The organism is Aeromonas sp. S18(2024), from assembly GCF_041402525.1.
Classification (GTDB): Bacteria; Pseudomonadota; Gammaproteobacteria; order Enterobacterales; family Aeromonadaceae; genus Aeromonas; species Aeromonas enteropelogenes.
In genome coordinates this window covers 31,529-45,203 of the sequence record NZ_JBGLQV010000015.1, presented here as the reverse complement: position 1 = coordinate 45,203, position 13,675 = coordinate 31,529, and the positions used below count along the sequence as shown (strand labels likewise).

Sequence of the window (13,675 nt, the reverse complement as noted above, 5' to 3'; positions counted from 1 at the left end):
CATTCCAGAGCGAAAAACAGCGCGAACATTCCAGATAGATGGGAAGGCCCCTATCAATGTTCCAGGTGCTCGTTCTGAAGCGACATTCCACTATCTGGAATATCCGCACCAAGATTCCAGATAGATAGTTATGTGGAAAGGAATTGGACAGAGATTGGCCGGGGATGAGGGCGCTGATTCCACTGGCCAATAAGCCACTGGATTCCAGTACTCCAGCTTTGTTACGAACGAACAAACTCAACATTTTCAATAAGTTGATTGAACACCAAGGCCTTCGGTGCCATGCTGAAATCATGTTCATTGGTGGAGTAACACGATGGATTCGTTCAGTTGGGGGATGGTTGGCTTGCTGGCCTTCTTCACGCTTGTCTTCGTGTGGAGTCTGTATAGCTACAAGGCGCATGCAAAAGAGAGACACCATGAAACCGATCGCTGATATCGCCCTCATGGCGGTGGTTGCGCTGGGCTTGATGGCACTTGGCGACACGCTGTTTGCATGGCTGCTGATCTGCCTGCCACCGGTTTACTGGTGCTGGCCAATACTGGCCTGGGCCACCAGGCGCCCCATCACGGCCAGGTTGCAGTTAATGGCTCTTGCCGCACTCACCTGCTGGCACTGGCCCGCCGGGCTGTTCACTGCGCTGAGCATCGCACTCATCTGGACAGCGAAAACCCTCAAGACAACCCCACGCCCACAGCGCAAGGGTGGGCCGGTCATCAAAAATTACTACTTCTGGAGCTAACTGCGTGTCTCCTTGGCCACACTGGCGATAAGGTACCTTGAGCAACCAAGCATCTCCTGAATCACGGAATAACTGTGGCCTGTCACCAACAGCCTAGCGATGTGCTGACGCTTCTTCTCATCCTTCTGCCTACCACGGTATTTCCCTTCATCCCTGGCCTTGGCAATACCCTGCTGCTGCCTGCGACGGCGATCTTCATAGTCTTTACGAGCGACGGCTGCGAGCATATCCAACAGCATGCCATTTACAGCCTGCAAGATGGCGCTGGTGAACTCGGAGCGGCTGTCCCCCTGTAATGCCACCCAGGAAGTCGGAAGCTCAGGAGAAACGATGGAGAGCTGTTTCTGTGCCAAAAGCTGCTTCAGTGTTTGCCAATCCGTCTGATTGAGGCGAGCCAGACGATCAATCTGCTCTACCAGCACAATGTCACGATCTGCAGCGTCGCGGATCAGCCTCATAAGCTCAGGCCTGTCCAGCGTCGCACCAGACTCATTCTCTACATAGAAACTGGCAATCTGATGGCCATGCTCAGCAGCAAAACCAATCAGCAGCTCTCGTGCCCGCTCAGCATCCTGTTCCACAGTCGATGCACGTAAATACGCCCGTATGAACATTGACCCCCCATCAGTCTGTTTAAAGTGGTTCCTACTTATTGGTTCAATATAAGTGGTTTCAATATGATTTTCGAGAGGGTCTTAAGTGGTTTTAATGGGGTATACCTTTTTAGAACCACCACATGACGATCGAAACACAACCTTTCGATAGCCTTTTGATCTGACAGCACAAACTTTAAGTGTGATCCGTCATCACAAAGTCGCTTTTGAGTTGTATTTGGGTATTTAAGCGACGTTGCTCACCATTCCTGATCTGCTGAATGGGATGCCAAAGGAGGAAATCTACAGAAGCTGGGCTTGTTCGGTGAGTCATCTTTTCGACTCACCGAACAAGCCAGCAGCCAAGCGCAGCGCGGCAGGCTATTGAACGTTACGTACAAAATCCCAACCATGTGACACCATACTGACAAGTATTCTGTCTCAAACTACCAAATGACCGTACCAAGGGGACAGCTTGCCCGAGCACCAACTGGGATCTGGCGGTGGCCTTTGCTCCGACTAAACAGAGTGGACTACTGGATACAGCACTGAAGAACTGCTGGCGCTGTAGTGCAATGAGTTCTGGGGGAAACTCTCGGTTATCGATTTAAGTAGAGAAGTAGAGATGAGCGATAACGCTTATATCGGCGCTTTGCGCACCAGCTTGTCGCGCTACCAGGCGGAGCTGTCAGAGATCCGGGCAATTCTGGCGCAGCGTACCCTTTCCAATCTGGAGTACCGCGCCGCCGAGCGAATCCTGCAGGTTTCTATCGAAACGAGTATTGGCGTGGCAAAACACTGGGCCAAAACACTGGCAGGCCATACCCCACAGGATGCCAATCAGGCATTCGAGTTCCTTGTCCTACGTGGTGAGCTATGCCCCGACACTTTGATCTGTTGGAGCAAGCTCATTGGCCTTCGCAATACGCTGGTGCAAGACTATCTGAATATTGACCCCGAGATAATTCTCAGTGTGATTACTCCTGGCTATAGCGACCAACTGTTTACGTTTGCAAAGCAAGGTCTCGACTGGTTGGCTGCCCATATTGATTGAAACTTCGACATCATCTTTCTGTTTGCCTGTTGTAGCACGTTATCAAGCGGCATCAACCCAGCCATTCGATTTGCTCAGTTGCATTGGCCAGGATAGCGTAGGGGCATTACAGCTGGTTACCGAAGGGCACGATGTTCCAGATGTCAGGCGAATCGACTACAAGGCCATTTCCGATGACGAGCTCGAGCAGATCCTGACCAGCTACAAATCAGGAATCCCTTTGGGGATGGTTAACCATAAACCGGGGCAGTCATCATTGCCTGGGTAGTGTTTCTTAAAAAAATAAGAAAAATTACATCATTCCTATGATTTTTATAGCCATTTACAGTCATACAATCAGATCTATCACATCGATTGATCGATTAACCCTCGCTTGCCAATAAAAAGAGCCCCTGATTTCTCAAGGGCTCTTTTTTTATGACTACGGCTGAAGCAGTAGAGGCAGGTTCTCAGCCAGGGTGGTGGTCGGCTCGCTGCACTGCCACCTCGGCAGGCGATCTGGGCTGCATGATAATCAGTGCCATTACCCCGAGGATCACCGCCAGCATCACCGAGCCGAAGCGGATCATGCCATCGCTCAGCGCATCGATGCTGGTCGAGGTAATCGAGTAGAACACCAGCACGACATAGCTTGAATAGAGCAGCTGAATCGAGTTGTAACTGGCCTTTCTCTCGACGGCGTGGATCCCCATAAACAGGGCGCACACCAGAGTGACCCCCAGTTGCCCAATCAGGTTGGTTTGAAACACGCACATGATCAGGGGCGGCACGGCATAGAGCACGCTGGCATAGGTGGTCAGCAACCGCCGGATACCGTAGTTGTGCCCCAGCGCCGGATTGGGATCCTTGATGATCAGCGCGACCACGATGGCAATGATGGTGCTCTGCTCCAGATCCAGGGTGATGCCGACACAGAGAGTAGCCAGCACCAGCACCGCCTTGAACAGAGTGTGCCAATCCTGATGAGGCGTCTTGCCTGCACTGCTGGCTGCTGCAGAGGCATCCGTTAACGGCTCACCACCCGGGAAGATGAAATAGGCCAGATACGCGGTAAACCCTGCCACGAAGATGTTCTTAAGCAACGCCAGCGGTATCTGGTCGACCGAAATCCCCTTCTGTTTGACGAACACCGCAATCATGGCCGTCGCCACGATGAGCAGGATTGCTATCAGGTCCTGCGCGTTTTTTCGGGTGCGATCCATGCACCAGTAGAAGACGCCCAGCAGCGCGAGGTAATAGACATGGGGGTAATCCAGCAACAAGGTTGCCAGCCATGCCTGTATCCAGGAGGTCAGATACAAGACCCCGGCCATCAGAAACACCATGATGAGCGGTGGCGGGTTATGGGTGGTGGTGAGAAATACCGCGCACATGGCCGGGGCCAGCAGCGGTAAATCCGTACCAAAGACAAATTGCCAAAACAGCAGCAGCACCGGAAACAGCGCTACCCGCAGCAAGGCATTGGCTGGACTATGAAACATAGCTTATGTAGCTCCATGCCCATATCCAGATATCTGCCAACCGCTCACCCAGATAGGACTCTCCCGGGTAGAAGGCGACGACAGCACGACCGCCGAAGCGCGGGTTCACGCCGGGCGGAAGGTCATCAAACTGGATATTGACCGGGAAGCGCTGGGCGCTTGGCTGGGAGGTAGGGGAATCCAGCAACCCAGTGCCGGTATTGACCTGCAGGCTGCCATTGCCACTGCTGCCAAAACCGATGGAAGTGATCTTGCCGGTGAAAACCTGGCCCGGATAAGCATCAAACACCAGCTTGACGGCATCATCCCGCTTCAAATAGGCCAGCGAGTTCTCCCGCACCATGGCGGTCAGCCAGAGCTTATCGGTATTGATAAACGTCAGCAGCGGCTGGCCTGCGCTGGCATAGTTGCCTTTGGCCAGCGCCAGATTGGTAATGACACCATTGGCGGGTGCCTTCAGCTCGGTGTGTTCGAGATTGAGGCGGGCCTGGGCTCGCTTGTTGAGCACGGCCTGAATCTCGGGGTTCTCTTCACCGCGCGGGCCAATCTCAAAACGGGCCTTTTCCAGCGCAGAGACGGTTTGCGCCAGATTGGCCTCGGCGGTTTGCAGCTGGGTCAGGCTGTCATCCATGGCTGCACGGCTGATGGTGCCCTTTTTCAGCAGGGCCCGATATCGCTCCACCTGCAATCTGGCGTTGTTAGCAGCAGCGCGGGCGGAAGCCTCATTGGCTTTCGCAACCTTGATGGAGGCAGAATCGGCATGGTATGACTGGGCAGCCTGTTGCAAAGCGAGCTCGGCCGCCTTCTCCTCCAGCTCAAACGGCGCTTTCTCGATGGTGACCAGCAACTGCCCTTTCGACACCTCATCGTTATTGGCGGCATGGATGCTGGCCACCGGGCCGGATACCTGCGGCGCAAGACGGATCACCTCGCCATTGACTCTTCCCATATCGGTCATGGGGGTCACCCGATCGGCCCACAGGCTGTAAATCCAGAGAATAAAAACCGCCAGGAAAATACCATAAGTCAGCGAACGGGCCTGCTTGGTCTTGTCCTGTGCAGCAGGCACGGTAGCGGCCGTTTTCTCGGTTGCCGCGCTCTTCGGATCACTCATGAGGGTTATTCCTTTTCTGAAATAAATGGGGAGGCAGAATCAATCCAGAAGGCTAACTTTCTTAAAGATCAGATTCTGTTTGGTGCGATATTCAATAAACAGGGTGATAACAAAAGCAAATCCACCGACCAGAATGGCGGCCCAGAAGCTGGAGACGGCCATTTCACCCATGTATTTGGTCCAGATCACCGCCAGCGCCACAAACCAGCCGAACAGGGCAGCACACTGGGTAATCGCTATAGGCAGCATGGTGCGCAAAAACGAGGGATTGAAGCTGCTTTGCAGCGCAGGACGAGCCTTGTGCAGATGGTTGACGAACAGCTTGGCGGTGATCAGCGACAGTATGATCCCCAGACCGAAGGTCAGGGATACCGCCTCCCCCCACACCGATGTCTGCTCGTGGGCAATGGCATTGACCGACAAGGGTACAAAATCGACCCCCTTGAAATGCCAGTGTGCAATCAAGCCGTTGATCACACCGTTAATCAAGCCTGCGACAAGAGAGTCCTGAAGCCGGATATCTGGTTTTGACATTAATTAACTTCCTCATCACTGAATATAAAAATGGCTACAAATGCGAAGAACCGGCTAGAACTATCATCTCACAGCCGCTCGAACTGACTGTTGATAATACTCGTTTCTTTCGGATCCTGTTATGTCAGTACACAGCCTACATTAACTCGGATGGCTCAAGTTTCTCCCCTGCTAACCTCCTGCTTACCCGCTATATAGGATAAATCTTAAATACTGCCTATAGCGTGTAAACAACCTTTACCCGCCACAGCAGGTAAAACTTGATGTACCTGCCATAGCGTGTAAATTGGAAGAAGGCACGCTACCAGGTTGTCGAATCATGAAAGTAACCAGCGCCAAGCAGCTGAGCGCCTGTATCAAGGATGCCAGGCTTTCTCAAAAGCTCTCTCAAGGCAAAGTGGCCGAGAAAGTAGGGATTAGGCAAGACACAGTCTCCAGCTTCGAGCTCAATCCTGAGTCCACCAAGCTGGAGACCCTGTTCAAGATCCTCGCGGCACTCGAATTGTCACTGGACATCAAACCCCGCAATGAGTCATCCGAGAGTCCGGCATCGGGCTGGAAGGAGGAGTGGTAATGGCCAATCTGGCTGTCTACATGAACGGCTATCGGGTAGGCACATTCACCAAAACTACCAGCGGCGCCCATCAGTTTCAGTACCATGAGTCATGGCTAGCACAACCGGGCAGCCGTCCCATCTCACTCTCCATGCCATTGCGCCATCAGGCCTACCGGGGCGATGAAGCCTATAACTTCTTTGACAACCTGCTGCCAGATAATACAGAGGTGAGGAATAGGGTTGTAGCACGCTATCAAGCGGTATCAACCCAGCCCTTCGATCTGCTCAGTTGCATTGGCCAGGATAGCGTAGGGGCATTACAGCTGGTTACCGAAGGGCACGATGTTCCAGATGTCAGGCGAATCGACTACAAGGCACTTTCCGATGACGAGCTCGAGCAGATCCTGACCAGCTACAAATCAGGAATCCCTTTGGGGATGGTCAGGGAGCAAGAGGAGTTCCGGATCTCTATCGCCGGGGCGCAAGAAAAGACTGCACTGCTCTATCTCGATGGCCGTTGGTACTTGCCACTCAATGCAACGCCGACAACCCACATAATCAAACTCCCTATCGGCAAGATTGAAAGCCACTCCTACTCGATAGACCTCTCCCAGAGCGTAGAAAACGAATATCTCTGCACTCTGATTGCCAAGGAGTTTGGTCTACCCGTACCTAACTGCTTCATGATGCAGGTTGGCCAGGTCAAAGCACTGGCTGTGGAACGCTTCGACAGACGTTACGCTGCCGATCGCAGTTGGATCATGCGCCTTCCCCAAGAAGATTTCTGTCAGGTATTGAATGTTCCGTCAGCACGGAAATACGAGAGCCATGGAGGACCAGGGATCACTGACATCATGAAAACCTTGCTGGGCTCTGTGACACCAGAACAGGATCGCTACCTGTTCATGAAATCTCAGGTCCTGTTCTGGCTGCTGGCGGCCACCGATGGCCATGCAAAGAACTTCTCGGTCTTTATTGGACCGGAAGGGCGTTTTCGCCTGACCCCTTTTTACGACATCCTATCTGTCTATCCAGTGTTTGGCGGCCGAGGCCTCAACCGAAGGGACGCCAAGCTCGCTATGGGCCTAGCAAGCAGCAAGGGAAAGAAATACGCCATTGAGCAGGTATTCCCGCGTCATTTCTTCCAAACGGCGAAAGCTGTGGGATTTGAGCGTTCTGCTATGGAAGAGATCCTGACAGAACTGGCCAACTCCGTTGATGATGTTATTGAGCGTGTTACCCAGCAATTGCCAGCGGGCTTCCCCGATGCCATCAGCAGCACCATTCTAGAGGGCCTAAAAGCCCGCTCAGCCAGGCTGATAAAGGGCTGGGATTAAATTGGCGGTATGTGGGATGATTGCACGGTTAGCCAAACCACCTATGTGAAGTTTGCACGGTTCGAAGAGTAAAAGCGGCTTTCTAGGCACCGGACGATGCTATAGTCGGTTCAAAATATGTTCAAAACTCACCTAAAAAGCGGCTTTGACTGCGTGTGGTGGCATCGCGTTGATTCATATGGGAAGGCTGCACGATCGAGAATGGACTATGTGGGAACGCTGCACGATGGCAGAAACCCGTGAGCGGCCTCTCAATATGCTGTTTTAGTTACTTTTACCCCAAGTGGCCCCCGAAAAGTCACTAACACATTGAAGATAATAGATTATTTACATTCTGCATCGGCAAGTAAGGCCGAACTACAACGCTGGGAGCCAGCAAGAAACAGATACCGTTTGATGGCATCCCCATTTTCTCGCGGCTCCTGACGCCTCCTGATAACCCTGTCCGCCATGGTTTGAACACCATGGCAGACAGGGCTCCCCTCGATTGATATCAACCACCGACTAGCCAGTAGAAAGCGACCCCCATCATCAGCAGGGAGGAGACTCGCCCCAGCAGATCCCCGCGCCCCTGCCCCTGTAACAGCCGATTCGCCCGCTGCCCACCATAGGCATAGAGCAGCAGGTTGACGCACTCGATCAGGATGACCAAGGCGACAAACAGCAGGGTCTGCAACTCGGTCGAGAGGGCCGGGCTGATGAAGGGTGGCAGCAGGGTCATCATGAAGAGCCAAGACTTGGGGTTGGAGATGGCGACGGTAAAGCCGCGCAGCACCAGTCCAGGGCGGCCGCTGTCCTCCTGGCGGGTCGTCCCCGCCTGCCCGCCGCCGCGCCAGCTCGCCACCCCCATCCAGAGCAGATAGAGGGCGCCGAGGTATTTAAACCCCTGCATCAGGGCCGGCTGCTCGGCCAGCACCCGGGTGTAGCCGAGCAAGGCGGTGAGGGCGATCAGCCCCACCCCGACCAGCTCGCCAGCGATGACCCACAAGGTGCGGCGCAGCCCCAGACTGGCGCCAAAGCTCATGGCCAGCATCATGCAAAGACCCGGGGAGACCGAGATGAGAAAGAAGGTCGGGATAAACATCAGTAGCAGGGTCCACTCGCTCATGATGGCCCCCTCACGCCGCATCACGCGGGGCCAGCACCCCCATGCCGGCCAGGTAGTCGAGGGCGCTCGGGGTGAAGCCGATCTCGGCGAGGTGCGCCGCCGTGAAGGGGGCGCACTGCAGCGGCAGGCCGCGGCTCACCCGTTCCATCCAGTCCGGATTGCCGATAGCTGCCGTGCCCACCGCCACCAGGTCGGCGCCGCCGGCCAGAGCCAGCTTGGCCGAATCTGCGTCGCTAATCTTGCCCGCCACCATGAGCGGCACCCGCCCGGCCAACCCGCCCCGCACCGCCTCCAGCAGGGCACCGCCGTCAGGGTCCCCCGCCACCGTCTTGAAGCTGTCCCCCATGGAGAAGTGCAGGTAGTCGATCCCTTCGTCCGCCAGCAGGCGCGCCACCGCCAGCTGATGGGGCAGTTCGATGCCCTGAATATGGGCATAGCTCTCGGGGGAGAGGCGCACCCCGATCAGAAAGCTCCGGGGCAGGCGGGCGCGGATGCCGCGCACTATCTCCACCAGGATCCGCGCCCGGTTGGCGATGCTGCCACCCCAGCGGTCGGTACGCCGGTTGTGCAGGGGGTTGAGGAAGTTGCAGAGCAGGAAGTTGTGGGCGGCGTGCAGCTCGACCCCGTGCAGGCCGGCGCCATGGGCCCGCTCGGCGGCGCGCACGAAGGCTTCAATGAGCGTAAGAATTCCCTCCTCCGTCAGCCCCTTGACCCCGAGCGGGTAGCGCCCGCCCGGTGCCAGCGCGCACGGTCCGACCTGCGCCCCGTCGTTCAGTTCGGGCAGGGCCCGCATCCCGCCGTGATGCAGCTGCACCACCGCCAGCGCCCCGACCTGCCGCGCACTGTCGGCCAGGGCCGTGAAGGCCTGCTGCTGGGTGTCGGTCATCAGGGCCGGCTGCCCCGCCCAGCAGCGCCCACCAGGCAGCACCTGAGTGGCGGCGGCGATGAGCAGGCCGAAGCCGCCACGGGCGCAGCGCGCCAGCCAGTCGAGCTCGGCCTGAGCGGGATCGCCGTCGGCGCCGCTCATGTTGTGGGTCAAAGGGGCCAGCACGGCCCGGTTCTTGAGCCGCAATCCGGCCCGTTCGAAGTGGAAGCTGTCGCCAAGTGCCTTGTTCATCACCCTCTCCCGGGATCGCAATGGAATGTCGCCACTATAAACCCGGGCACTCAGGATATAATCAGGCATACAAGCAAGGCATTCATTCCCAGCAAGACACAATAGGCCGTCACACATGAGTCACCACAAGCTCGACACCCTCTACCTGATGCGCCTGCTGGTCGCCATCGTCCGCTGCGGATCCTTCGCCGCAGCGGCGGCCCACCTCGGCATCACCCCGAGCAAGGCGTCAAAGGATCTGCGCCACCTGGAGCAGAGCCTCGGCAACACGCTCCTGAGCCGCACCACCCGCCGGGTGCAGCTGACCGACGCGGGGGAGCTCGCCTACCGCCAGGCTGACCAGATGATCGCCCTGCACGAACAGTTGCTGGACGGCCTGCAGCGCCGCCGCTCGGCCCTGTGCGGGGAGCTGCGTATCACGGCGCCGGATCTGTGGGGCGAGGTGGTGCTGACCCCGGTGCTGCTGCGCTTTCGCGCCGACCACCCCGAGGTGCGGATCATCGCCGACTTCAGCAATACCCCGGTCGACCTGCTGCGCGACAACCTGCACGTGGCGTTTCGCAGCACCGAGCTCGGCAGCCAGCCCTATCTGGCGCGCCCCATCGCGGTGGACGATCTGGTGCTCTGCGCCAGCGCCGACTATCTGGACCGCCACCAGCCCTTGAGCGAGCCGCAGGATCTGCAGCAGCACCCCCTCATCACCCGCTGTCAGGAGTACAGCCGCCACGAGCGCTGGACCCTGCTTGCCCAGGGGCGCGAGATCCCGCTGGAAGTGGCGGGCGAGCTGGCCTTCAGCAGCAAGAAGGCGATCCACAAGGCGATGCGCCAGGGGCTGGGGATCGCCCGCCTGCCGCGCTACCTGGTGGCGGCCGAGCTGGCCGAGGGGGTGGTGCGCGAGGTGCTGCCCGACTACCGTCCCAAGGGGGCCAACTTTTACGCCCTCTACACCCAGCGCCGGGCCGAGTCGGCCCTGGTCGGCCACTTCCTCGACTACGTCATAGATGCGCTAGGGAAAACACAATCCGGACATCCGGACGATAACCAATAAGAAGAGGGAGGCATGATGCCTCCCTCTCCGCTTTGCCGATCACTCTGCCCCGTGACTTTCATCCCTCGCTCAACGTTCGATTTGTACTCATTTTTCAAACAACAGGCTAGATCCTGCGCAGGCACCACATGAAGTAAGCACCTCCTAACAGGGTGGAGACCAGTCCCACCGGCACATCCTGCGGAAACAGGATCTGCTGGCCGATCCAGTCGGCCGATACCATCAGGAGAGCGCCGGATCCGGCAGCGCCGAGCAGGTGCCAGCGCGCCCGCACTAGCCCCATCAGCTTGGCCATGTGCGGTGCCAGCAAACCGACGAAGGAGAGTGGCCCCACCACAAGAGTGGCACTGGCGGTGAGCACGGCCACCAGCAGCAGGATGACAAGCTGGGCCAAGCTCAGGCGAATGCCGAGCGCGGTGGCTACCGCCGCCCCCATCGGCATCAGATCGAGCCAGCGGCTGATCAGCAGGCAGGCCGCCAGCATCAGGAGCGCCAAGCCCACCAGCGCGGATGCCACCGGCAGGGTGACGTAATAGGTAGAGCCGGACATCCAGGAGAGCAGTTGCTGTACCCGCAGGTCGCCGTTGGCGAGCGCGATGGCCTGCAGCGGCTCGAACAGCGCCGTGATGGCGATGCCGGAGAGCAGGATCCGCTCCGGCTGAAAGCCGTGTCTGCGGTTGATTGCCACCAGCAGCAACAGGCAACCGAAGGCGCCGACCAGCCCTCCCAGCAGCATCATGGCCAGCGGCAAGGCGGGCAGCAGCAGCGCCGTCCCTATCACTCCCATAAAGGTGCCACCACTCACCCCCAGCAGCTCCGGGCTCGCCATGGGGTTGTTGCTGACCCGTTGCAGCAGGGTGCCCGCCAGCGCCAACAGCACGCCGGCCGCAGCGGCCGCCAGGGTACGCGGCAGTCGCCATTCCAGCTGGGCCTGCCATCTGAGCCAGCTTGGCCAGCTCCAGCCATGCATCCCCTGCCCGAACAGCAGGGAGATCAGGACGGCTGCCAGCAACCCGAGCAGCAGCAGGCCGATGAGACGAGCCGGAGCCGGGTGACGGGCCACCAGCAGGGTGGCATTTGCCTTCGGCGTGCCAGACTTGATGCCAAGGCGCGGGATCAGCCAGAGCAGCAGTGGTGCGCCCAGCAGCGCCGTCATGGCGCCGGTCGGGATCAGCACGGGCCAGAAGCGGCTCAGGGTCTGCAGCAGCAGATCGGTGGCCGTCAGCAGCAAGGCCCCCAGGACAGGCGCCCACACCAGCCGCAGGGCCAGTTTTCTTACCCCCAGCAAGCGCACCAGGGCGGGCGCCGCCAACCCGATGAAGCCGATCAGCCCCACCACGCTCACCACGCAGGCGGTGACGAACACCGCCAGCCCCAGTCCGGCGAAACGCAGATGCTGAAGGGAGACCCCCAGGCTGCGGGCACTGGCATCATCCAGCTCCAGCACCGCCAGCGGGCGCACCAGCACAGCGGCCAGCACACCGGCCACCAGCAGCCGCGGCAGCAGATAGGTGGCCCCGCTCCAGCTGTTCTGGACCAGGGAGCCGCTGCCCCACACCAGCAACCCTTTCAGCTCCTCCTGGAAGAACAGCAGCAGCCCCATGCTGATGGCCGCCAGATAGAGGTTGATCACCAGACCGGCAAACACGATGACCACGGGATTGAGCTGACGGCGCCAGGCCAGGGCGAACACCAGTGCCATGGCGAGGCTGCCACCAGCCATGGCTATCCACTCCCGCCCCAGCAGCAACCAGGAGGGAGCGAACAGGGTCACCATCATCAGTGCCAGCTGGGCGCCGGAGGCGACCCCCAGGGTGGTCGGCGAGGCAAGCGGATTGCGCAGCACCTGCTGCATCAGGGTACCGGCCAACCCAAGGGCGGAGCCGGCCAGCAGGCAGATGGCGAGACGGGGCAGCCAGCTGAAGTACACTACCGCCTGGCGGGCATCCTCCAGTTCGGGCGAGAAGAGGCTCTGCCACCAGAGTGACGCAGGCAACTGGCGTGACAACTCCCAGCAGGCCAGCGAGAGGGTCAATCCCAGCAGGATCAGGGAGGGCCGCCGCAGCGGCAACGGGACGAGACGTGTCATCTTGGCTCTCCTCCGGCCTTGGCATCCTGCAGTAATGCCTCGCTGAGCAGGGTGGCGAAACGGCGGGCAGCGATGACGCCACCAAAACTCCAGACGGCGGGCAGATGCAGCACGGGCGCCTGCTTGACCAGTGGCAGGTGCTGCCACAATCCAGGCTCCTGCAGTCGCTCGTTCACCCCGACGGGAATGGGGTCGACCACCACCAGCCGAGCCTCGGGGAAGGCTAAAAACTGCTCTATGCTGGCCACCGAGAAGCCCCAGGCATTAGTCTGCCCGGTCCAGGCATTGCGCAGCCCGAGCTGTTGCATCACAGCTTCGAACAGGCTGTCGCGACCAAATACCCGCACATGGCGCTCGTCGATGAACTGCACCACCAGCAAAGGGGAAATATCAACGGGCAGAGTGGCTTTCATCTGCGCCAGATCCGAATCCAGCGAGGTCAGCTGCTCCCTCGCCTCGGCGGTTTTGTTTACCAGTCCGGCCACGGTCAGGGTCGCCTCGTGCAGCCGCTGCCACAGATCGCTGCCGGGTTCATAAAGGGCGACGGACTGCACGGGGGCGATGCGGGACAAGGTGGCGGTCAAAGGCTCCGCCAGTGGAGATATCAGGATGCGATCGGGTTTCAACTCGGCCAGCAGTTCGCGGTTGGGTTCGGCCCGCAGGCCTATGTCGACCACTTCAGCTGGCAGCCTGGGTTCGCCGACCCAGGCATGGTAGGAACTGACATCCCCCACTGCCAGCGGTGTCACCCCCAGCGCCAGCAGGGTTTCGGCTATGGTCCAGTCGACGGTAGCGATACGGGGCGTCCCGCTGCCGACCTCTGTGGCAACGGCTTGCGGTTCGGCCAGCGTCGCAAACGGCAGCAGCAGGCTGACGAGGCAGGGAGCCATCTTCAACAAAC

General features: G+C 58.7%; 13 protein-coding genes. 5 read left to right on the top strand and 8 right to left on the bottom strand.

Annotated elements, in window-relative coordinates:
- The first annotated feature begins 419 nt into the window (after positions 1-419).
- On the top strand, positions 420-743 hold the full coding sequence (locus tag ACB034_RS19370) for a hypothetical protein (RefSeq protein ID WP_021231525.1): 324 nt from the start codon (positions 420-422) through the stop codon (positions 741-743).
- Here ACB034_RS19370 and ACB034_RS19365 read toward each other — a convergent pair.
- Positions 740-1,357 (bottom strand): recombinase family protein, encoded by a 618-nt coding sequence (locus tag ACB034_RS19365; protein ID WP_031227892.1) that lies wholly within the window; start codon positions 1,355-1,357, stop codon positions 740-742. The genes ACB034_RS19370 and ACB034_RS19365 overlap by 4 nt on opposite strands.
- 604 nt (positions 1,358-1,961) lie before the next feature.
- Here ACB034_RS19365 and ACB034_RS19360 point away from each other — a divergent pair.
- Positions 1,962-2,390, top strand: coding sequence for a DUF86 domain-containing protein (locus ACB034_RS19360; protein WP_151286436.1), 429 nt, complete (start codon positions 1,962-1,964; stop codon positions 2,388-2,390).
- A 449-nt stretch (positions 2,391-2,839) separates the two neighbouring features.
- Here the strand turns inward: ACB034_RS19360 and ACB034_RS19355 are convergent, their stop codons facing one another.
- Genes ACB034_RS19355 through ACB034_RS19345 form a run of 3 tightly spaced genes read right to left on the bottom strand, consistent with a single transcriptional unit; the run spans position 2,840 to position 5,519 of the window.
- Positions 2,840-3,871 carry a DUF2955 domain-containing protein gene (locus ACB034_RS19355; RefSeq protein WP_167565534.1) on the bottom strand — a complete coding sequence of 344 codons (1,032 nt, stop codon included), beginning with the start codon at positions 3,869-3,871 and terminating at the stop codon, positions 2,840-2,842.
- On the bottom strand, positions 3,861-4,985 hold the full coding sequence (locus ACB034_RS19350; protein WP_151286438.1) for an HlyD family secretion protein: 1,125 nt from the start codon (positions 4,983-4,985) through the stop codon (positions 3,861-3,863). Before ACB034_RS19350 ends, ACB034_RS19355 begins: the two co-directional genes overlap by 11 nt.
- A 39-nt stretch (positions 4,986-5,024) precedes the next feature.
- A complete protein-coding gene (locus ACB034_RS19345; RefSeq protein WP_151286439.1) occupies positions 5,025-5,519 on the bottom strand; it encodes a permease in 495 nt (164 codons plus the stop codon).
- Positions 5,520-5,838: 319 nt separating this feature from the next.
- Between ACB034_RS19345 and ACB034_RS19340 the strand changes: the two genes are divergently transcribed.
- A complete protein-coding gene (locus ACB034_RS19340) occupies positions 5,839-6,093 on the top strand; it encodes a helix-turn-helix domain-containing protein (protein WP_042878568.1) in 255 nt (84 codons plus the stop codon).
- A complete protein-coding gene (locus ACB034_RS19335; RefSeq protein WP_151286440.1) occupies positions 6,093-7,412 on the top strand; it encodes a type II toxin-antitoxin system HipA family toxin in 1,320 nt (439 codons plus the stop codon). The genes ACB034_RS19340 and ACB034_RS19335 overlap by 1 nt, the downstream gene beginning before the upstream one ends.
- Before the next feature lie 493 nt (positions 7,413-7,905).
- Here ACB034_RS19335 and ACB034_RS19330 read toward each other — a convergent pair whose 3' ends face one another.
- Complete coding sequence (locus ACB034_RS19330) at positions 7,906-8,520, bottom strand: LysE family translocator (protein ID WP_371173520.1); 615 nt, start codon at positions 8,518-8,520, stop codon at positions 7,906-7,908.
- Positions 8,521-8,530: 10 nt separating this feature from the next.
- The gene (locus ACB034_RS19325; protein ID WP_371173519.1) at positions 8,531-9,637 is read right to left on the bottom strand and encodes an NADH:flavin oxidoreductase; all 1,107 of its coding nucleotides are present in this window, start codon (positions 9,635-9,637) and stop codon (positions 8,531-8,533) included.
- A 115-nt stretch (positions 9,638-9,752) separates the two neighbouring features.
- Here ACB034_RS19325 and ACB034_RS19320 point away from each other — a divergent pair, with 115 nt between their 5' ends.
- Positions 9,753-10,685: a LysR family transcriptional regulator gene (locus tag ACB034_RS19320; RefSeq protein WP_371173518.1), complete on the top strand. Its 933-nt coding sequence runs from the start codon at positions 9,753-9,755 to the stop codon at positions 10,683-10,685.
- Positions 10,686-10,791: 106 nt separating this feature from the next.
- Here ACB034_RS19320 and fhuB read toward each other — a convergent pair whose 3' ends face one another.
- The gene (fhuB, locus tag ACB034_RS19315) at positions 10,792-12,774 is read right to left on the bottom strand and encodes a Fe(3+)-hydroxamate ABC transporter permease FhuB (RefSeq protein ID WP_371173517.1); all 1,983 of its coding nucleotides are present in this window, start codon (positions 12,772-12,774) and stop codon (positions 10,792-10,794) included.
- Entirely contained in the window at positions 12,771-13,664 is an 894-nt protein-coding gene (locus tag ACB034_RS19310) for an ABC transporter substrate-binding protein (RefSeq protein ID WP_371173536.1), read from the bottom strand. Before ACB034_RS19310 ends, fhuB begins: the two co-directional genes overlap by 4 nt.
- Between the last annotated feature and the right edge of the window lie 11 nt (positions 13,665-13,675).